Annotated in this window: 18 protein-coding genes; 10 read left to right on the top strand and 8 right to left on the bottom strand. The window is 68.7% G+C overall.

Annotated features, from left to right (window positions below; all coding sequences use genetic code 11):
• The first annotated feature begins 78 nt into the window (after positions 1-78).
• Positions 79-693 carry an ATP-binding protein gene (locus LW840_RS08635; protein WP_291261921.1) on the top strand — a complete coding sequence of 205 codons (615 nt, stop codon included), beginning with the start codon at positions 79-81 and terminating at the stop codon, positions 691-693.
• Positions 694-712: 19 nt separating this feature from the next.
• On the opposite strand, the gene LW840_RS08630 is transcribed toward LW840_RS08635, so the two are convergent.
• The 4 genes from LW840_RS08630 to LW840_RS08615 form a co-directional block, all read right to left on the bottom strand.
• Complete coding sequence (locus tag LW840_RS08630; RefSeq protein WP_343213690.1) at positions 713-1024, bottom strand: metal-sensitive transcriptional regulator; 312 nt, start codon at positions 1022-1024, stop codon at positions 713-715.
• 146 nt (positions 1025-1170) lie between these two features.
• A complete protein-coding gene (locus LW840_RS08625; RefSeq protein ID WP_291269280.1) occupies positions 1171-3552 on the bottom strand; it encodes a heavy metal translocating P-type ATPase in 2382 nt (793 codons plus the stop codon).
• Between the two features lie 44 nt (positions 3553-3596).
• Positions 3597-3806, bottom strand: coding sequence for a cation transporter (locus tag LW840_RS08620; protein WP_291268633.1), 210 nt, complete (start codon positions 3804-3806; stop codon positions 3597-3599).
• Positions 3807-3864: 58 nt separating this feature from the next.
• Positions 3865-4788, bottom strand: coding sequence for a VOC family protein (locus tag LW840_RS08615; protein WP_291276813.1), 924 nt, complete (start codon positions 4786-4788; stop codon positions 3865-3867).
• 175 nt (positions 4789-4963) lie between these two features.
• Here LW840_RS08615 and LW840_RS08610 point away from each other — a divergent pair, with 175 nt between their 5' ends.
• The 4 genes from LW840_RS08610 to LW840_RS08595 all read left to right on the top strand — a co-directional run bounded on the left by LW840_RS08610 (position 4964) and on the right by LW840_RS08595 (position 9032).
• Positions 4964-5470: a TonB-dependent receptor plug domain-containing protein gene (locus tag LW840_RS08610; protein WP_291267738.1), complete on the top strand. Its 507-nt coding sequence runs from the start codon at positions 4964-4966 to the stop codon at positions 5468-5470.
• Between the two features lie 53 nt (positions 5471-5523).
• Positions 5524-6150, top strand: a complete 627-nt coding sequence (locus LW840_RS08605; RefSeq protein ID WP_291261915.1) for a DUF305 domain-containing protein — start codon at positions 5524-5526, stop codon at positions 6148-6150.
• A gap of 49 nt (positions 6151-6199) precedes the next feature.
• Complete coding sequence (locus LW840_RS08600; RefSeq protein WP_291276812.1) at positions 6200-7921, top strand: hypothetical protein; 1722 nt, start codon at positions 6200-6202, stop codon at positions 7919-7921.
• A 64-nt stretch (positions 7922-7985) separates the two neighbouring features.
• Complete coding sequence (locus LW840_RS08595; RefSeq protein ID WP_291269278.1) at positions 7986-9032, top strand: serine/threonine-protein kinase; 1047 nt, start codon at positions 7986-7988, stop codon at positions 9030-9032.
• 4 nt (positions 9033-9036) lie between these two features.
• Here the strand turns inward: LW840_RS08595 and LW840_RS08590 are convergent, their stop codons facing one another.
• Positions 9037-10227 (bottom strand): PQQ-dependent sugar dehydrogenase, encoded by a 1191-nt coding sequence (locus tag LW840_RS08590; protein WP_291267735.1) that lies wholly within the window; start codon positions 10225-10227, stop codon positions 9037-9039.
• A gap of 176 nt (positions 10228-10403) precedes the next feature.
• Here LW840_RS08590 and LW840_RS08585 point away from each other — a divergent pair, with 176 nt between their 5' ends.
• Genes LW840_RS08585 through LW840_RS08575 form a run of 3 tightly spaced genes read left to right on the top strand, consistent with a single transcriptional unit; the run spans position 10404 to position 14826 of the window.
• Entirely contained in the window at positions 10404-10916 is a 513-nt protein-coding gene (locus LW840_RS08585) for a (2Fe-2S)-binding protein (protein ID WP_291261911.1), read from the top strand.
• Between the two features lie 2 nt (positions 10917-10918).
• Entirely contained in the window at positions 10919-13207 is a 2289-nt protein-coding gene (locus tag LW840_RS08580) for a molybdopterin cofactor-binding domain-containing protein (RefSeq protein WP_291276811.1), read from the top strand.
• The gene (locus LW840_RS08575) at positions 13198-14826 is read left to right on the top strand and encodes an alpha-D-glucose phosphate-specific phosphoglucomutase (RefSeq protein ID WP_291267733.1); all 1629 of its coding nucleotides are present in this window, start codon (positions 13198-13200) and stop codon (positions 14824-14826) included. The genes LW840_RS08580 and LW840_RS08575 overlap by 10 nt, the downstream gene beginning before the upstream one ends.
• 255 nt (positions 14827-15081) lie before the next feature.
• Here LW840_RS08575 and LW840_RS08570 read toward each other — a convergent pair whose 3' ends face one another.
• Positions 15082-15951, bottom strand: a complete 870-nt coding sequence (locus tag LW840_RS08570) for a protein phosphatase 2C domain-containing protein (RefSeq protein ID WP_291267732.1) — start codon at positions 15949-15951, stop codon at positions 15082-15084.
• Positions 15952-16151: 200 nt separating this feature from the next.
• Between LW840_RS08570 and LW840_RS08565 the strand changes: the two genes are divergently transcribed.
• Positions 16152-17117 (top strand): protochlorophyllide reductase, encoded by a 966-nt coding sequence (locus LW840_RS08565; RefSeq protein ID WP_291276810.1) that lies wholly within the window; start codon positions 16152-16154, stop codon positions 17115-17117.
• A gap of 206 nt (positions 17118-17323) precedes the next feature.
• Here the strand turns inward: LW840_RS08565 and LW840_RS08560 are convergent, their stop codons facing one another.
• Positions 17324-17788 carry an aldehyde dehydrogenase family protein gene (locus LW840_RS08560; RefSeq protein ID WP_291276809.1) on the bottom strand — a complete coding sequence of 155 codons (465 nt, stop codon included), beginning with the start codon at positions 17786-17788 and terminating at the stop codon, positions 17324-17326.
• Between the two features lie 165 nt (positions 17789-17953).
• Positions 17954-19165, bottom strand: a complete 1212-nt coding sequence (locus LW840_RS08555; RefSeq protein ID WP_291276808.1) for a PepSY-associated TM helix domain-containing protein — start codon at positions 19163-19165, stop codon at positions 17954-17956.
• A 501-nt stretch (positions 19166-19666) separates the two neighbouring features.
• Here LW840_RS08555 and LW840_RS08550 point away from each other — a divergent pair.
• Complete coding sequence (locus LW840_RS08550) at positions 19667-20728, top strand: patatin-like phospholipase family protein (RefSeq protein WP_291268321.1); 1062 nt, start codon at positions 19667-19669, stop codon at positions 20726-20728.
• Positions 20729-20752 lie beyond the last annotated feature (24 nt).

The raw sequence follows: 20752 nt of genomic DNA, 5'->3' as shown, positions 1-20752 counted from the left end.
CCACGCCTCTCAAATGCGCGGAGGGCGCGCGATTGGCAAGGGATGCCCGCCGGCGCAGGGTGCCGTTACGATGCAGGGATGACCAGCGCCGCGCTCCTGCTCCCCGCCAATGCCCTCGGGCGTCATCAGCTCAAGGTCGCGTTCGTGGGTACCCACGGGGTGGGCAAGACCACGCTGTGCTTCGATCTGGCCGCGCAGCTCAAGCGTCTCGATCTGGGTGTGGACATCGTGAAGGAGGTCGCACGGCGGTGTCCGTTGCCCATCAACGAGGACACCACGTTCGATGCCCAGGCGTGGATTCTCCACACGCAGATCGCCGAGGAGATCGAAGCGGCCGCGCAGTACGAGGTGGTGGTATGCGACCGCTCGGTCCTCGACAACTACGCGTATCTGGTGGCAAGCGCCGGACGGCAGCCCGAACTGGAGCCCCTCGTGCTGCAGTGGGTGCGCAGCTATCACACCCTGTTCAAGGTGCCGGTGACCGCCGCCCCCACGTTCGATGGCAAGCGGGCGGTGAGCCCCGCTTTTCAGCGGCAGATCGACGAGATCATCGAGGAGCTGCTGCACCGGTTCGGGGTCGAGGCCGTGCGGCTCGACCCCGAGGCACGCGCCGACTGGACGAACGCGGCACTGCGAGCACTGCGCCTGCCGCTGACGCCGCCCCAAATCGATCTGTTCCGCGGCGCCACCTGAACCGCGCGGTGCGCCGCGCCTACCGCGCCGTGCGATAGACCATCTCCACGAGCTCGTCGTACATCCCCTCCGCTTCGGTCTGCCCCTGCCGAATGGCCGCAGTGGCGCAGTGCTTGAGGTGATTGCGCATGAGCTCACGTCCCACGGCGCGGAGCGCCTCGTGTACGCTGGCGATCTGCGTGAGGATGTCGGCGCAGTAGCGATCGTCGTCTACCATTTTCTGCAGACCACGCACCTGCCCCTCGATCCGCCGCAGACGCTTGCGGTTGCGCTCCTTGGCCCCGGCATCCACCGCCACGGCCTTGCGGGGCTCGCCGTTGGCGGAGGCCATGGGGACGGTGCATCCGCACCCGGCGAGGGGCTCGGCCAGCGGCGCGGCGGGGGCGGCAGTCGCGTCGGGCATGGCCGACGTGCTGCGTGCGGACCGGCGCGTCGAGGAGACGTTGGGCATGTGTGGCGGGAAGAAGGAGAGTGCGATCAGTCGAAGCGCGCGCGGCGCAGCCGCAACGAGTTGGCGACCACGCTGACGGAGCTGAACGCCATGGCAGCGCTGGCCAGGATGGGACTCAACTGCAGGCCGAACGCGGGATAGAGCACCCCGGCGGCGATGGGAATGCCGACGATGTTGTAGATGAACGCCCAGAAGAGGTTCTGCTTCATCGTGCGCATCGTGCGCCGGGACAGCGCAATGGCGCGTACCACGCCCTGCAGGTCGCCGCGCATGAGCACGATGTCTCCCGCGTCCACGGCCACATCGGTGCCCGACCCGATGGCCATCCCGACATCGGCTTGCGCCAGTGCGGGCGCATCGTTGATGCCGTCACCCACCATGGCCACCACCTGCCCGGCCTGCTGCCGTCGCCGTACCTCGGCCACCTTCCCCTCCGGCAACACGCCGGCCACCACGGCGTCCACACCCGCGTCACGACCAACCGCCTGCGCCGTGCGCGGGTTGTCACCGGTGAGCATGACCACCTGCAGCCCCATGGTATGGAGTCGGGCGATGGCGTCGCGCGATGAGGCACGCATGGGATCGGCCACCGCGATGATCCCCGCCAGCGTACCGTCGGCGGCCACGAACATGGGCGTCTTGCCGGCCGTCGCCAGCTGCGTGGCCGCCGCGTCGAGTGACTGCGTGCTGACCCCCCATTCGGCGAGGAGCGCCGCATTGCCCACCACCAGGGACGTGCCCTGAACGACGCCGTGCGCGCCACGGCCGGTGACGGACTGGAAGGCCTCCGGAGGCGTGAGCACCAGTCCCCGTACCGTTGCCTCCTGCACGATGGCGTCTGCCAGAGGATGCTCGCTGAGCCGTTCGAGACTGGCCACGCGCTGCAGGAGCGTGTGCTCGTCGAATACGGCCGCGGCAGAGAGCAGCACATCGGTCACCGCCGGACGTCCCTCGGTGATGGTGCCGGTCTTGTCCAGCACCACCGTGCGCACATCCCCTGCCCGCTGGAGGATGTCACCGCCCTTGATGAGAATCCCCATCTCGGCACCCTTGCCGCTGGCGACCATGACTGCGGTGGGGACCGCCAGCCCCATGGCACACGGGCAGGCGATGATGAGCACGGCCACGGCGGCGGCAAAGGCCCGCACCAGCGGTGCCTCGGTGGCGGCGACGTACCAGACACCGAAGGTGAGCAGCGCCAGTGCCATGACCACCGGCACGAACACGGCGCTGATGCGGTCGGCCAGGTGCTGAATGGGGGCGCGGCTCCCCTGAGCGTCACGCATGAGCCGCACGATCTGCGCGAGCACGCTGTTGGCACCAAGGGACGTGGCGCGATAGCGGAAGGCGCCCGTGCGATTGATGGTACCACCAATGACCCGGTCGCCCGGCTGCTTCGCCACCGGCAGCGACTCGCCGGTGAGCATGCTTTCGTCCACGGCGCTCTCGCCCTCCACCAGCTCCCCGTCAGTCGGCACGCGCTCCCCCGGGCGCACGACGATGATCTCGTCGGGCTCCACCGTATCGACGGGCGCGTCCACCTCCTCGCCAAAGCGCACGACACGCGCCGTGGCGGGCTGCAGATCCACGAGAGCGCGCAGGGCCACCGACGTGCGCATCTTCGCGCGCGCCTCGAAGGCGTTGCCGGTGAGGATGAGGGCAATGATGATGATGACCGCTTCGTAGTACACGTCGGGCATCACCCCGCGGGCGGTAAAGAACGCCGGCGCGAGCGTGGCCAGCAGCGAGTAGCCGAACGCCGCGAGGGTGCCGGCACTCACCAGCGTGTTCATGTCGGCGCTGCCATGACGCAGCGCCGCCCAGGCCCGGGTGTAGAAGTGCCGACCGGCCCACACCATGACCAGCAGCGTCGCCCCCAGCAGCCCCACGGTGAGCAGACGCGGCGGCTGTGCGTACAGCGCCGGGAGGACCGCGCGCATGAGCGGATCGAGCGAGGTCATGGCCCAGCGCATGAACGGGTCGGCCACCACCCCGTGGGCATGGACGCCGTCCCCGCCGGCCGGGGCTGCGCTCATGAGCGGCATACTCACGACCATGGCCACCACGCCAATGAGGCCGCTCACCCAGGCTTTCGCGCGCAGATCGTGGTACTCGGCACCCTGCGCGCGATCCCGTGCTTCCTGCTCCTGAAACGCCGTTTCGCTGCTGTCCGCGAGACTTGCCCCGTAGCCGGTATCACGGATGACCGTGAGCAGCGCGTCGGGTGAGGTGGCCTGCGGGTCGAAGGTGACGGTGGCGCTCTTCATCATGAGATTCACCGCGGCGTCGCTCACGCCCGGCGCGCGCTGCAGCATGCGCTGCACACGGGAGGAACAGGCCGCGCAGGTCATCCCGGTCACCGGGATGCGCAGCGTGGCGAGACGGGGGTCGACGGACGGCGCGCTCATGACGCGAACTCCGGGTGCAGGCCAGCGAAACGGGTGCCGGGCAATCAGCGCGTAGCGAGGACCTGATAGCCGGCGTCGTCGATGGCCTGCGCGATGGCGGGGGCGCTTGTTTGCTGGGCGTCGAACGCGACGGTGGCGGACCCCACAGCCACCTGCTCCACCGTGACGCCTGGCGTCTGCTGCAACGCCCGATCAACCGCCTTCACGCAATGCCCGCAGGACATGCCGGCGATCTCGAATGTGGCTTTCTGCACGTGTCGCTCCCGATAGGGTGAGGGGGTATGCTACCTGATACCCCCTCCCGGTATCAAGTCAGCCGTTCGATGTCGCGCTGAGCCGTACCGCCGTGCCCCAGGGATCCAGAGCGAGCGCTCCGTTCATTTCGAACCCGGCAGCGCGCACGGACTCGAGCGCCCGTGCGGGCTCGTCGACCACAAGACGCCATTCCAGCAGGCGCGCGTCGTCGGCGTGCGGTGCGGGAGCACCCTGCGCCCAGCTGTTGACGCCGAGGTGATGGTGATAGCCACCGGCGCCGAGGAAGAGTGCCCCCGGGTAGCGCCAGACCATGCGGTCGAAGCCCAGGGCATCGCTGTAGAAGACTGCGGCACGGGCCAGGTTGCCGACGTGCAGGTGCACGTGGCCAATGACCGTTCCGCTCGGCAATCCCTGCCACGGCTCGTCGGCCGCTGCCTCCACCACCCCGGCCGCGTCGAACGGGTCGGTCGCCATCATGAGCTCGGTGCCGATGCGCTGCCATGCGGAGCGGGGCCGGTCGCGGTACACCTCGATCCCCAACCCGTCGGGATCGTGCAGGTACAGCGCTTCGCTGACCAGGTGGTCGCTGGCACCGGCACGGACGCCGCGCTGCGCGAGATGTTGCACGAAACGCCCCAGCGCCGGGCGATCGGGGAGCAGGATGGCCACGTGATACAACCCGAGGCGCGAGCCGGGGTGTACCGGACGCGTGCCGGGGCGATACTCGAGCACGACCAGCGGCTCGTTGGCCCCCCGCACGCCGAGGCTGCGCACGTCCCCCGACGCGTCGAGCAGCTCCATGCCCAGTATCTCCTGATACCAGGCCAGCGAACGCTCGAGGTGGCTCACCTGCAGGCGTACCGCGCCCAGTCGGGTACCGGCCGGGAGGCGGTAGCCAGGCGGGGGCGCCCCGTAGGAGCCAGACAGGGCGGGCTGCGCCACGGGCGCGCCGCCGAAGATGTCGCGCGTGGAACCGCTCATCTCCACATTCTATCTGTTTGGACGATTATTTTCAAGCTAAGTACTTCTCTGTTCCAACTGCCGACACGTGCATTAGGTGTTCATGAATCCGGCCGCCAGCGGACACACGGCAGCGACGGCGGGTGTTTGTCGGTAACACTCTTGCAGCGAAGCCCACGATCGAACCGGGGGAACCATGCGCCGTACCAGCTCGAGCCGCCGTCGCTGCACCATGCTGCCCGCCGCCCTGTTGGCCGTTGCCGCCCTGTCCGCCTGTGCGCGCCCCCGCCCGGCGGCGACGGCGGCTGCGGCACCCGCAGCGCCCGCGGGGGGCCGCAAGGATTCCGTGCGCGTCGCCGCCACCATGGAATCGGCCAACTCGCTCGACGAGTCGCAGTTCGGACAACAACCGGTGAACCGCGTGGAAGAGCTGTTCGTGGGGCGCTTTCCCGGGGTACAGGTGTACAGTGTGAATGGTCAGGTGCAGGTGCGCATTCGCAGCGCGGCGTCGATCAACGCCAACACCGAACCGCTCATCCTCGTGGACGGGCAGCAACTCACGCCGGGCTCCGGCGGGTTGATTGGCCTGAATCCGCGGGACATCCGGAAAATCGAAGTGCTGAAGGACGCCGTTTCCACCGCCGAATTCGGCGTGCGCGGCAGCAACGGCGTCATCAAGATCACCACCAAGCGTCCCGACTGATCGCCTCATGCCGCAGGGGGCGCATATCTTTCGGGACACCCGAAGGAGATGACGTGCTTCGCCTTGTTTGTCCCCTGCTGCTCATGATGGCCACGCTGCCGGCCCCGCTCGTGGCCCAGCAGGGCGTGCCTGCGGCCCAGCCCCCCGTGCGCTACACGCCGTCCGACGTGACGTTCATGCAGGGCATGATCGGACACCACGCGCAGGCGCTGGTGATGTGCGCCCTGGTTGCCGAACGTTCGTCGCATCCGCAGTTGGCGCTGCTCGCGGAACGCCTCAGCGTGTCCCAGCAGGATGAGATCGCCATCATGCGCCAGTGGCTCGAGGCGCGCGGGCTCCCGGTGCCTGCGCTCGCCCCCGTAGTGCGGGACGCGCGTGATACCACCGGGCATGCTCCGGCGCCGGGACATGCCGAGCACACCCATGCCGCGCACACCATGCCCGGCATGCTGTCGCCGGCCCAGATGGACACGCTGGCTCGCGCGCGCGGCGCCTCGTTCGACCGGCTGTTCCTGGAGTACATGATCCAACACCACGAGGGCGCCCTCGTCATGGTGGCGCAGCTGCTCGCCACGGCCGACGCGGCGCGCGATCCCATGATTTTCCAGTTCGCCTCCGATGTGGACACCGACCAGCGCGCCGAGATCCGCCGCATGCGCGCGCTGCTCGCCACGCGGTAATCCCTCCTTCCTTCTTCCCGCCACCATGACGTTCCCTTCGTTTCCATCCGTGCGCGCCTTCGCTGGTGCGCTTGGTGCCGCTGCCCTGCTGGGCACGGCGACTGCCGCCGGGGCCCAGGATCCCCGCGTGGGTCTCAAGACCGGCTTCCGCGACGCTGGTGAAGCCATTCGCCACCTCACCCACGTGTCCAACACCCCCAAGCAGGAGGGGTGGTTCGACCCGAAGAACATCGGCAGCTTCGACTACGCGAACTCCGATCTGGCCTTCCAGAAGAACCTGGTCTTCCAGGGCGGCTGGCACGGGTGGCAGGCCTGGGACATCAGCAACCCCAAGGCCCCGCGACTGCGCAAGGCGTTCGTCTGCCAGGGCGGGCAGGGCGACCTCTCCATTCATGGCACGCTGCTGTTCATGTCGGTCGAGGACTTCGTGGGGCGCGTGGATTGCGGCACGCAGGGCGTGCGCGATACGGTGAGCAGCGAGCGCTTCCGCGGCGTGCGCATCTTCGACATCAGCGATCTGGACAACCCCCGGCAGGTCGCGGCCGTGCAGACGTGTCGCGGCTCGCACACCCATACGCTGGTGACCGACAAGAACGACAAGGCCAACGTGTACCTGTACGTGCAGGGCACGGGGCCGGTGCGTTCTCCCAATGAGCTGGCCGGCTGCGTCCGCAGCGCCCAGGACACGGCGTCGGCGCTGTTCCGCATCGAGGTCATCAAGGTGCCGCTCGCAGCGCCGCAGGAGGCGCGCGTGGTGAATGCCCCGCGCATCTTCGCCGATGCGCAGGGGAACATCGCCGGGCTCTGGAAGGGTGGCAGTCATGGCGAGGGAACCCAGAACACCGGCACCACCGATCAGTGCCACGACATCACCGTGTACCCGGAGATCGGGCTGGCGGCAGGCGCCTGCTCGGGGAACGGCATCCTGCTCGACATCAGCACTCCCGAAAACCCGCGGCGCATCCACGAGGTGATCGATCCGAACTTCGCCTACTGGCACTCGGCCACCTTCAACAACGCCGGGACCACAGTGCTGTTCACCGACGAATGGGGCGGTGGCACCGCTCCGCGCTGCCGAGCTTCCGATCGCCCCACATGGGGCGCCAACGCGCTCTTCTCCCTGGGCGCCGACCGCAAGCTGCAGCACACCGGCTACTTCAAGATTCCCGCCGCGCAGGCGGCCAGCGAGAACTGCGTGGCCCACAACGGGTCACTCATTCCGGTGCCCGGCCGCGACATCATGGCGCAGGCGTGGTACCAGGGCGGACTGTCGGTCTTCGATTTCAGCAATCCCGCCAGTCCGGTGGAGATCGCCTTCTTCGATCGCGGGCCCATTGCCGACCAGCTGACGCTGGCGGGCTTCTGGAGCACGTACTGGTACAACGGCTACATCGTGGGGTCGGAGATTGGTCGCGGCCTCGACCTCTTCGAGTTGCAGCCCAGCGAGTTCCTCACGAAGAACGAAATCGACGCCGCCAAGCTGGTGCGGTACGACGAGGTCAACCCGCAGCTGCAGATGCGCATTACCTGGCCGGCGGCCTTTCCGGTGGCCCGCGCCTACATCGACCAGCTGCACCGTTCCAACGGCCTGCCGGCGGCGCGCCTCACGACCGTGTCGCGTGCCCTCGATGCCGCCGAAAAGGCCGCGCCCGCGGCGCGCCGGCAGGCCCTCACACTGCTCGCCTCGCAGCTGACGGCTGACGCGTCGCGCTCGCGTGATGCCGCCAAGGTCCGCCTGCTGCAGGACGTGGTGCGACAGCTCGCCAAGTAAGTCCACGCCGGGCTGCCGAGGGGCGCCAGTCGGATTCGCGCCCCTCGGTCGGTAGATTGTCCGGGTGAGTTTCTTTCCTTCCGCCTCCGAGGGCTCGCTCCGCGAGCGCTTGCAGCGCTCGCTTGGCGACGCGTATGTGATCACGCGCGAGTTGGGCGGCGGCGGATCGGCACGAGTGTTCCTCGCGACCGAGGTGGCACTCGAGCGCGCCGTCGTGCTGAAGGTGCTGCCGACCGAGCTCGCCGACGGGGTGGACGGCACGCGATTCCATCGCGAGATCCTCATCGCGGCGCGCCTGCAGCATCCGCATCTCGTGCCGCTGCTGAGCGCGCGGGAACCGGTGCCGGGCGAGCCGAACGGTGCAGCCGCCGCCACCGCGTCGACGCTGCGCTGGTACGCGATGCCGTTCGTGGAAGGGGAAACATTGCGTGAGCACCTGACCCGACGCGGGGCACTGCCGTTGCCCGAAGCCTTGCGGCTGCTGCGGGAGCTGGCCTCGGCGCTTGCCTATGCGCACGCCAAGGGAGTGGTCCATCGTGACATCAAGCCGGAGAACATCCTGCTGAGCGACGGCGTGGCGATGATCTCCGATTTCGGCGTGGCGAAGGCGCTGGAAGAGGCCAGTGCCGACGCCGTCTCCAGCGGACGTCGCCTGACCACGGTGGGCATGGTTCTTGGCACGCCGGCGTACATGGCGCCCGAGCAGGTGAGCAATGCCCGCGTCGTGGACCACAAAGCTGATCTGTACGCCTTCGCCTGTGTGGCCTACGAGATGCTGACGGGGGCACCGCCCTTCGTGCGTGCATCGTTGCGCGCGACCATGAGCGCGCAGGTGTCGGCGACCCCCACACCGCTCGCGCAGTTGCGTCAGGAAGTGCCGTCGCCGCTGGCCGACCTGCTCATGCGCTGCCTGGAAAAGGATCCTCTGCAGCGCCCGCTTTCGGCAACGGCGGTCGTGAAAGTGCTCGATGGGCTCGCGGCGCCGCCGGCGGCGCCATCGTTGGCGGCTCCCGAGTCGCCCGCGCCGCAGGCTCGTACGCCGCTGCCCGTGTGGCTCGGTGCGCTGGTGGTGGTGCTGCTGGTGGCGGCGGGCTGGTGGATGCTGAAGTAGCGGCTTACCCCGCCGCCGGCTTCACGCGCAGCACGCGGCCATTCCCACTGTCGGTCACGAGGTACACGAAGCCGTCGGGGCCCACGGTCACGTCACGAATGCGCTCGCCCAGTTCGCCCAGATAGCGCGTTTCGCGCGTGACACGGCCGTTGGTGAGTTCGAGGCGCACCAGCGCCCCCGGTGACAGCGAGCCTATGAGCACACTGCCGCGCCATCCGGGAATGGCGCTGGCGGTGTAGAAGGCCATGCCGGAAGGCGCAATGACGGGATCCCAGTAGTACACCGGCTGCTCCAGACCGGCCTTGGTCGTGCCTTCGCCGATGCGTGCGCCCGAATAGTCCACGCCGTACGTGATGACGGGCCACCCGTAGTTCTTCCCGCGCTCGGGACGATTGAGTTCGTCGCCACCACGCGCACCATGCTCGACGGTCCACAGCTGGCCGGTTTCCGGATGCAGGGCGGCTGACTGCACGTTGCGGTGACCGTACGACCAGATTGCCTGCGCATGCGCCACCGCCACGAAGGGATTGTCGCTCGGCGCCGAGCCGGTGCTGGTGATGCGCATGATCTTGCCCTGCCCCATGGACAGGTCCTGGGCGCGATCGCGCCAGTTCATGCGGTCTCCCAGGGTGACGTAGAGGAGCCCGTGACGATCGAAGACGAGCCGCGATCCGTAGTGCCCACCACCATTCAGCTTCGGGGTCTGGCGGAAGATCACCTGCACGTCCACCAGCGCGGTCCCGGTGAACCGGGCGCGCACCACCGCCGTGCCGGCGCCGCCTTCACCGGACTCGGCGAATGACAGATAGACCAGCTGGTTCTGCGAGAATTGCGGGTCCACGGCCACGTCGAGCAGCCCGCCCTGCCCCTGCGCAAACACGGCCGGTACGCCGGTGACCGGCGCCGACAGTTGCCCCGTGGCGGAGAGTACGCGCAACCGCCCTGGCCGTTCAGTCACGAGCGCGCGACCGTCGGGGAGAAACTCGATGGCCCACGGGTTCACGAGTCCGCCAGCCACGGTTTCGGCAATCACGACGCCCCGTGTGTTGGCGGGCGTGGGGGAGCGGTCGGCAGGCGGCTGCGCTGATGGCGGGCTCCCCGGGTTCTCGCCGATCGGGGTGGCCGGCGGAGCCTGCGTGCAGGCAGCAAGCACGACAGCAACGGCAAGCAAGGGGCGCACGTGAACCTCGGGCATATCGGGAGTGATCCGGATTCGGTGCCGGCGTTCGGCTCTTTGATGATTACGGGACGTCGGCGTCCGGAGAAAGGTCCACGGTCGGATGTCGGGCGGGGACGGGCTCTCTGGACGCCCCCGCCACGGGAGGCGAGATTTCACCGGTTACGCCTTCCTTCCCCCCGACCTCCGGTCCCATGGCGATCACGCTCAAGGTCAACGGCGCCACCCGCACGGTGGATGCTCCCGCGGACATGCCCCTGCTCTGGGTGCTGCGCGACGAACTCGATCTGAAGGGCACCAAATTCGGCTGCGGCGCCAACCGCTGCGGCGCCTGCACGGTGCACATCAACGGCGTCGCACAGCGCACCTGTACGCTGCCGGTCTCGCGGGCCGCCGGCGCCGAGATCACCACCATCGAGGGGCTCGACGTCAAGGGCGCCCATGCGGTGCAGCAGGCGTGGGAGGAGCTCGATGTGCCGCAGTGCGGGTACTGTCAGGCGGGGCAGATGATGGCCGCCGCCTCCCTGCTGGCGAAGACCGCCAAGCCCACCGACGCGGACATCGATACGGCGCTGAACACGAACCTCTGCCGCTGCGCCACCTACCTGCGCATTCGCGCGGCGGTCCATCGCGCCGCCGAGATCAAGGCCGGCGGTGCCGCCGTGGGCTCGAGCAGCGGGTCGGGCAAGCACGAGGAGGAGAACTGACCATGGCCACGCCCATCAAGCCCGAGCACGGCGCGAATGGCGCCGGCGTCAGCAGCCGCCGCGATTTCCTCAAGGTCACCGCCCTCGCCGGTGGTGGCATCCTGCTGGCGAGCTACGCCGAGCCGCTCGAAGCGATCACGCGCCTCGGCGCCGGCACGCCGGCGGCCGATCCATCGCTCAGCGCGTTCATCCGCATCACGGCCGACAACATCGTCACCATCACGGCCAAGAATCCCGAGATCGGTCAGGGCATCAAGACCATGCTGCCCATGCTGATCGCCGAGGAGTTGGACGTGGATTGGGCGAACGTGCGCATTGAGCAGGCCGACTTCGATCCCACGAGGTACCCGGCGCAGGTGGCCGGCGGCTCCACGGCCACCCCCACCAACTGGATTCCCCAGCGTCGCGTGGGCGCCGCCGGCCGTCAGATGATCCTGGCGGCGGCCGCGAAGGAGTGGAACGTGCCCGTGGGTGAGCTCACCACGGCCAAGGGGGTGGTGAGCCACGCGGCGAGCGGCAAGACGGCCACCTACGGCACACTCGCTGCCACCGCGGCCACCATGACACCGCCGGCGCTCGACGCGGTGCCGCTCAAGGATCCCAAGCAGTTCACGATCATCGGGACCCGCAAGAAGACCGTGGGCATCCGGGACATCACCACGGGCAAGCCGATCTTCGGCATCGACGTGACGGTGCCCAACATGCACTACGCCACCTTCGTGAAGGCGCCGGTGTACGCGGCCAAGGTGAAGAGCGCCAACCTCGACCTGATCAAGCAGCAGCCTGGCGTGACCCACGCGTTCGTGGTGGATGGCACCGACAACCTCGCCGGCCTCAAGGCGGGCGTCGCCATCGTGGGCACGAACTGGTGGCTGCTGCAGCAGGCGCGCAAGAAGCTGGTGGTGACGTGGGCGGATCACCCCACGTCGCAGCAGTCGAGCGCGGTGTTCGCGGCCAAGGCCAAGGAGTTCTTTGCCGCACCGGCGCATCGCACCATCCGCAGCGATGGGGACTTCGACAGCGCCATCAAGAACGCGAAGAAGGTGGTGGAGGCGGAGTACAGCTACCCGTTCATCAACCACGCCACGCTCGAACCGCAGAACTGCACGGCGCGCATGAATGCCGATGGCACCTGCGAAATGTGGACCACGTCGCAAACGCCGCAGGGTGGGCGCGCGCTGGTGGCGCAGACGCTGGGGCTCAAGGAAGACCAGGTGGTGATGCACATGATGCGCGCCGGTGGCGGATTCGGGCGCCGGCTGTACAACGAGCCGCTGGCCGAAACGGCGTTCATCGCGCGCGAAGCCAAGGTGCCGGTGAAGCTCATCTGGACGCGCGAAGACGACATGCAGCACGACCAGTTCCGCCCCGGTGGCTTCCACAAGTTCACGGCCGGCGTGGACGCCAACGGCAAGCTGATCGCGTTCCGCAACCACTTCGCCACCTTCGGGCAGGGGGAGCGCTTCGCGTCGAGCGCCGACATCGGCCCCGGCGAGTACCCGGCGCGCTTCGTGCCCAACCTCAAGCTCGATGTGTCGGTGATGCCGCTCGGCGTGCCCACGGGCGCGCTGCGTGCGCCGCGTTCCAACGCCCTGTCGTTCGCCTTCCAGGGGTTCATCGACGAGTGTGCGGAAGCGGCCGGCCAGGACCCGATCCAGTTCCGCATCGACATGCTCAAGAGCGAGATCCCGGCCACGCAGCCGCTCACGCCGCAGCAGCAGGCGGGGCAGATGGATGCGCAGCGGGTCATCGGCATCCTCGAGATGGCGCGCGACGTGTCGGGGTGGAGCAAGCGCGGCAACCTCCCCAAGGGCACGGGCATGGGCGTGGCCTTCTACTTCAGCCACCGCGGCTATTTCGCCGAAGTCGTGCAGGCCACGGTGAGCAAGGCCGGCGAGGTCAAGGTGGACAAGGTGTGGGCGGTGGGTGACGTGGGCAGCGAGATCATCAACCCCAACCACGCCGAGCAGCAGGTGCAGGGCGCCGTCCTCGATGCCATGGGACAGGCCTACGGACAGGAAGTCACCTTCACTGCGGGCAAGGCCGACCAGCAGAACTTCTCGCCGGCCACCACGGCCAGCGGCTCGGCCACGAACTTCCCGCTGCTGCGCATCAAGCAGGCGCCGCCGGTGGTGGAGGTGCACTGGAAGAAGACCACCTTCTCGCCCACCGGCATCGGTGAGCCGGCCATGCCGCCACTCATTCCCGCGCTCATGGGCGCGATCTTTCAGGCCACGGGCAAACGCGTGCGACAGTTGCCGCTCAGCAAGGTCGATCTCAAGTGGTCGTAACCGTTGTCACCACGTCCCCGTTCGCCGACCAGCGACCGGGGACGTCGGGTTTACGGAAGCGGACGCCGGTGTTTCAGCAGCCGCATTACCTCGAGAACTTCGTGCAGGCGCTGCTCGAGGAGGCCGCACTCCAGGCCGGACAGTCACTCGTCATTGGCGGCGACGGTCGGTATTTCAACCGTGAGGCCATTGGCACGATCATCCGCATGGCGGCGGCGAACGGCATCACGCACGTGGTGGTGGGGCGCGGCGGGCTGTTGAGTACGCCGGCGGCATCGCACCTCATTCGGCAGGGCGCGGCTGGCGGCATCATTCTCTCGGCCAGCCACAACCCCGGCGGCCCCGACGGCGATTTCGGCATCAAGTACAACGCCGGCAACGGCGGGCCGGCGCCGGAGTCGTTCACCAACGCCGTAGCGGCACGCGCGGCGGCGCTGACGCGCTATCGCGTGGCCGACCTGCCGCCGTACGATCTCGACGTGCTGGGACGACAGCCGCTTGGCGACGTGACGCTCGACGTGGTGGACCCGGTGCGGGCCTACGCCGACCTCATGGCCTCGCTGTTCGATTTCGACGCCATCCGGGCACTGTTCGCGCGCGGCTTTCGCATGCGCATGGACAGCATGCACGCGATCACCGGCCCCTACGCGGTGGAGATTCTCGAGCGGCAGCTTGGTGCACCGGAGGGCACGGTCATCAATGCGGTGCCACTCCCCGATTTCGGGGGGGGGCATCCGGACCCGAATCTCACCTATGCGCACGACCTCGTGGAGGAGATGTTCGGGGTGCACGCGCTCGATTTCGGCGCCGCAAGCGACGGGGACGGCGACCGCAACATGATCCTCGGCCAGCGCTTCTTCGTGACGCCGAGCGACAGCTTGGCGGTGCTGGCCGCCAATGCAACGCTGGTGCCCGGCTATCGGGGCGGGCTGGCCGGTGTGGCACGCAGCATGCCCACCAGTGCTGCAGTGGATGCGGTGGCGGAGACGCTGGGCATCCCGTGCTTCGAAACCCCCACCGGGTGGAAGTTCTTCGGCACCCTGCTCGATGCCGGGCGCATCACGTTGTGCGGCGAAGAGAGCTTCGGTACCGGCAGCAATCACGTGCGGGAGAAGGACGGGCTGTGGGCCGTGCTGTTCTGGCTGAACGTGATTGCCGCGCGTGGTGAGAGTGTGGAGCAGATCGTGCGGCAGCACTGGGCCACGTACGGCCGCAACTACTACACGCGGTACGACTACGAGGCGGTGCCGAGCGAGGCGGCGAATGGCGTGATGGCGCTGCTGCGTTCGGCGCTCGCCGGGTTGCCGGGCACGTCGCTGGGCGGACGTACGGTGCACGCGGCGGACGACTTCGCCTACACCGACCCGGTGGATGGGAGCACGAGTGCGAAGCAGGGCATACGGGTGCTGTTCACGGACGGTGCGCGCATCGTGTATCGGCTGTCGGGTACGGGCACGGAGGGCGCGACGATTCGCGTGTACATCGAGAGTCGCGAGACGGTACCGGAGCGGCTGGGGATGGAGACGGCGGTCGCGCTTCGTGAACTGGTCGATGTGGCGCTGGGCTTGGCAGAGATCGTGGCGAGGACGGGGCGGACGGAGCCGACGGTCATCACCTGACAGGTGGTGTGGGCGACCACACGCAGACGGCAGACGGCAGGAACTACAGCACGCAGTTGGGCAGGGATTCGGAAGAACAACACGGCGGCGTGCGCCACGCGCTGCCGCCGATATCCCTACCGCAAAGGAAATCGGGCGCCCCGCGAAGCGGTGGCGCCCGTTGTGTTGTACCACATGCCTGCCGTACTGCGTGCTGTAGTTCCTGCCGTCTGCCGTCTGCTGTGTGTCGCACGCACGGCCCTCGCCACACTCCCCCTACGGCAATGCCCGTCCGCACACGATCGTGATGTTGTCGCTGCCGCCGCGCTCGAGCGCGAGATCGAGCAGGGCGCGGCACAACTGCTCGCTGTTGACAATGCGCGCGCAGGCAGCGGCGATCTCCTCGTCGCTCACGTGCTTCGTGAGCCCGTCGCTGCACACGAGGGTGATGCCCCCCCGCTGGCGCACGTCGACGCGGGAAATCTCCGGCACGGCATCGTCGGCACCGATGGCACTCGACAGGACGTGATTGAGCGGCGAGTTGTGTGCGCGCTCGGGCGTGAGCGCCCCGCGATCGATCATCTCCTGCGCCAGCGTCTGGTCGCGCGTGACCTGCCGCAGCTGCCCGTCCTGGAAGTGGTAGCAGCGGCTGTCGCCCACCTGAATGACGTAGAGCCAGGGCCACACCACGATGCCCACCGACAGCGTCGTCGCCATGTTGCGCCCCTCGAACTGCACGGCGCTCTGCTCCTTTACGCGCCGGTGCGCCTCGATGGCCGCCTCCCGCAGCGCGGCGGTGAACTCGTACTCCGAGGCCGAGCCGGCCGCGTGCCAGCACTTCATGGCCGAGGCGAAGTACTCGGTCACCGAAATGGTGGCGAGCCGACTGGCTTCGCTGCCGTCGGCACTGCCGCCCACACCGTCGGCCACGAGCATGATGGTGGCCACCCGTTCGCCGCGCAGCGTGATGGCCGAGGTGTCGGCCAGGCTGGTGCCGTGCACGACGACCTGCGGGTGCACGGTACAGAGCAGGAACTGATCCTGGTTGCTGGTCCGCACCCGACCGGGATGGGTAATCCCGAACAGGTCGAGTTCGTCGTCGCGAGGAGGCGGAGGGAGCGGTCGCACTTCGGGGGCTGACGCCATCCCCCACAATGCGACCGGGTAGGGGCGGCGGCAAGCGGCGGACGCAGCCGTGATTCAACTCCCGCGCCGTGTCATCTGGCGGCCCCGGCCGGAGACGGAGATATTCCGGCGCGCATAGCCGAGTGTGTTGCTCCCCTATGCGACGCCGGCGCGACCGGCGATGGCCCGCCAGCTTGCGTCCATCCGACCTCCCCGCTCCCGTGACACCGAGTCCTACCTGCATCATCACCGGCGCCTCTTCCGGCGTGGGACTGTACGGCGCTGCCGCTCTCGCCGCCCGCGGGTGGCACGTGGTGATGGCCTGCCGTGACCTCCCCAAGGCTGCCGCCGCCGCTGACGCGCTGGGTATCGCGCCTGACCGTCGCACCCTGCTGCATATCGATCTGGGCTCCCAGGCCAGCGTGCGCGCCTTTGTGGACGCCTTCCGGGCGCTGGGGTGCCCACTCGACGCGCTCGTGTGCAACGCGGCCGTGTACCTGCCGCGCCTCACCGAACCGGCGCGCAGCCCCGAAGGCTACGAGATCAGCGTGGCCACGAACCACTTCGGGCACTTCCTGCTGGCCAACCTGCTGCTCCCCGACCTCGAGCAGAGCCCGCATCCGTCACGTCGCCTCATCATCCTGGGCACCGTCACGGCCAACTACGAGGAGTTCGGCGGCAAGATCCCCATTCCGGCGCCGGCCGACATCGGCAACCTCGAGGGGCTCGCGGCGGGCTTCAAGGCGCCGATCGCCATGATCAACGGCAAGGCATTCAAGCCGGGCAAGGCGTACAAGGATTCGAAGCTGTGCAACATGATTACGGGGCGGGAACTGCATCGGCGCTTTCACGAAAAGACGGGCATCGTGTTCAATACCCTGTACCCGGGTTGCGTGGCCGACACCCCGCTGTTCCGGCACACCCCGCGCGCGTTCCAGACGATCTTTCCGTGGTTCCAGAAGAACATCACCAAGGGCTACGTGACGCAGGAACTTGCCGGTGATCGCCTGGCGCAGGTGGTAGCCGACCCCCGGTTCGGCGAACGCAGCGGTGTGCACTGGAGCTGGGGCAATCGGCAGCAGCAGGGGCGCGAGGCGTTCGCGCAGCAGCTGACGGCGCGCGCGCAGAACCAGCAGCTGGGCGAACGGCTGTGGGAGCTGACGGCACAGTGTGTGGGGCTTGCGTGATCGTGTCGGTGCGTTGATCTCGCGAACCGGCTACCCGCGACACGAAACCCGAAACTCCCGGCGGATCACGGGGAGTTTCGGGTTTCGCGTTTCGAGTGGAGGGGAACGGTGAGCCTATCCCTGCGTCCCCCGCCCCGGCTCCCTCTCACGCGTCAGCGCCCCGACTGGGCGTGGCCGCAGAGCAGGCGCCGGCACCACGCCGATGCTCAGAAGACGCACAGCGCGTGGGGGCTGTAGCGCACCAGCAGGTTCGTGGTCTGCCGGGAGTGGCTGCGCATGATCTTGCGGTTCTTCCGCCGTATGCCGCGCTGCTTGTCGCCGCCGAAGGCGGCGTGCGCCGGGTACAGGCAGCGGGTGCTCGGCCGCGCCCGCAGCACACCAGCGACGGAGAGGCAGCGGTGGATGGTCTCGATCATGGCCAGCGCTTCGCGATTCTCCTCGAGGCGATCGGCGATCGTGTTGAGGGTGATGGCCCGGCCTGTTGACGGTGTACGACCCCTGGTCGGCGCGACGCGATGGGCGGCATCGAGCGCGAGTTCGACGTCGGCGGCGATGGCGCGTGCCACCGTGCCCCGATGTCGCCCGGTGATGCGCGTGGGATTGCCGAGGTATTGGCCACAGACCGGAGCGCGGAACTCCCCATGGATGCCGTGGTCGTCACGCGACGTCATGGGGATGGTGACCGCCCACGTGTCATGCCCGCAGTCGGATGCCACGGTGCGGTACGTGCTGCCCCCGGCCGCTGTCGCGTGCCGTGCGACCGCTGTCGCGCGACCGGTGTCGCGTCTGTCTTCGGGAGCAGTGAACGGCGTTGGCGGTTCCCCGTGCGCTGCTCGCTACGCTGTGAGCGGCACGTCCACACGCGCCCCGCGTCGCCGCCACGCCAGCAGCCGTCGCAGCGAGAGCAGGAGGCCGGTGACCACCAGCACCGAGGCGCCAAGCGACACGAGACCGGCGAGCGTCTGCCCCCAGAACCCGAGGACCTCACCCGTGTGCGTGAAGCGCATGATGGTGCGTACCTGACGGCCCGTGGTGAGGGAATCGAACGGCTGCCACGAGGTGGGTTCCCCGTTCCGCGACACGGTGAGGGTGGCCCGCTTGGTGGGTTCGCCACCCATGCCGCGATCAACGGTGTACACGAGCGGTGCGTCGGCGGTCTTGGGCCACGCGAGCGAGAGGGCGCGCCAGTCGGGCATGCGTTCGGCGGCCACGGCGTATACATCGCCCAGTCGTGGCGTGGCGACGGGAGCGGGCTGCCCGCCACCGGACGCGTTGCCGGACGCGTTGCCGGACGCGTTGCCAGACGCGCCGATGGTCGCGCCCCGGGCGGCGTTCCCCTCGGGGGCACGCGACGGCGGCGCCTCACCCACGGCCTTGTAGACCAGATCGCTGGCCCACGGGAAGGAGATCACCGTGGCGCTGGCCACCACCAGCGCCAGCGGAATGGCGCTCCAGATGCCGATGACGTTGTGCCAGTTGAAGTCGCGCGCCTTGCCCGAGAGGCCGCGACGGAAGAGCAGTACGTTGCGCACGGCACCCCAGGTGAGGTTGCGCGGCCACCAGAGGACCATGCCGGTGAGCACGAGCACGAGGAACGCCATGTTGGACCACCCCGTGATGGCCTTGCCCGTGGGACGCTGCGCATTCGTCATGGCCAGGTACCGATGCCACTCGGTTGCCACGCTGAAGACCTTGCGCATGGTCACGCTGCCGGTGCCCAGGACCTCGCCGGTATAGGCGCTCAGGTACTGCCGCCCTTCCCGGCCGAATTGCACCTCGACGGGCATCTGGGCGCCATTGCGCCAGACGACGGTGGTGGGCGCCGTGCCGCCGCGCGCCGTGACGATCGCCAGGAGTGAGTCGGGCGCGAGGCGCACCGCCCCCGGTGTGGGAGGCCCGGCCTCGACCCCGCGCAGGTCCGCCCAGAGCGTCATCTGCTTCTGGTACGTCAGCAACACCCCGGTCACCGACATGATGAGCACGACCGCCCCGGCGACGACACCGGACACGAGGTGAGTCCAGAAGAGGATTGGGCGGAGCGCGCGCATGACCCTAGATGAGAATGGTTCTCAGAAACGTATACCGGAGGATAAGGGGAATTGCCGACCGCGTCAATCGGGATTGGACGGGGAGACGCAGGGGCGACGAGGGGACGATGCGCGGAGGAACGCGCGGAGGAACGCGCGGAGGAACGCGCGGAGGAACGCGCGATCGGGGACGCGTTGGCGGGGACGCGTTGGCGGGGACGCGTTGGCACCGACGCGTTGGCACCGACGCGGACACCGACGCCGGCACCGACGCCGGCACCGACGCGGACACCGACGCGGACACCGACGCCGGCACCGACGCCGGCAACGACGCCGGCGCAGCCGCCCCCCGACCCCGACCCCGACCCCGACCCGCGTAGTTGCCGGACGTCCGTGTGTCACGTTGGCGCCCACGCTGTTCCGCGTTGGTGCCAACGCGTCCCCGCCAACGCGTTTCCGCCAGCGCGTGGTCGCCAATGCGTCGTCGATCGCGCGTGGTCCCCCGCGTAGTTTCCTTGGCTCATGTCGCGCCTCCTGACTCTCCGCGCCGGTCCGCATGCGCTCGCTCTGCTCCGTGAACGAGGGCTGCGCGCCGAGGACGTGGACATTCTTCCCGGCGCCTCCGGGGGGGCCAAGTGGCTCGCCCTGGCGGGACTCGACCGCTATCTGTTCGGCACCTTCCTTCAGGCGCCACGATCGCGGCCGCTGCACGCCATTGGCAGCTCCATTGGCAGCTGGCGCATGGCCTGTCTGGCACAGCAGGACCCGCTGGCCGCCCTCGAGCGGGGACACGACGCGTATACGCGCCATCAGGTGTATCCCGCGAATCCGACGCCGCGTCAGGTGACCGAGGTGCTGACCCGCTGCCTCGACCATCTGTTGGGCCCCCACGGCGCGCAGGAGATCGTGCGCCACCCCACGGTGCGCGTGCACATCATTACCGCCGAAGCGCGTGGCCCGGCGGCAAGCGAGACGCGCCTGGTGCTGGCCACCGCCATGGCGTTTGCCGCGGTGGCCAACCTCGTCTCACGACGCTCGCTCGCGCTGCAGCTGCGACGCACGATCTTCCATGCCTGCGGCCGCGCGTCCCCCTTTTGCCACTTGCGCGACCTGCCTACGGTGCACCGCCCCCTCACGGCCGACAACGTGCGGGCGGCGCTGCTGGCCAGCGGCTCCATTCCCCTGCTGCTCGACGGCGTACGCATCCCCGACACACCCGGCGTGCATTGGGATGGCGGCGTGACCGATTACCACCTCGATCTCGATTACGGCAACGGCGAGGGGCTCGTGCTCTTTCCGCACTTCGTGGATCGGGTCATCCCTGGCTGGTTCGACAAGTCCCTGCCCTGGCGCCGCGCCGGGGCGCGCAACTTCGCGCGCACCCTGCTCATCGCGCCCAGTGCCGCCTTCGTGGCCGCGCTCCCGGGCGGCAAGATCCCCGATCGCCGCGATTTCTACACGCTCCCCGACGCCGAGCGGTTCGCCCGCTGGGAACGCGTGAACGCGATGAGCAGCGCGCTCGGCGAGGCGCTGCACGAGATGATCGAAACCGGGCGTCTCGCCGACCACGTGCAACCGTGGTAGCCGACCGCGCGCGGGCAGTACGTG

The sequence above is a fragment of the Gemmatimonas sp. genome, assembly GCF_021298855.1.
In the GTDB taxonomy this organism is placed as follows: Bacteria; Gemmatimonadota; Gemmatimonadetes; order Gemmatimonadales; family Gemmatimonadaceae; genus Gemmatimonas.
This window is presented reverse-complemented; position numbering and strand designations above follow the sequence as displayed.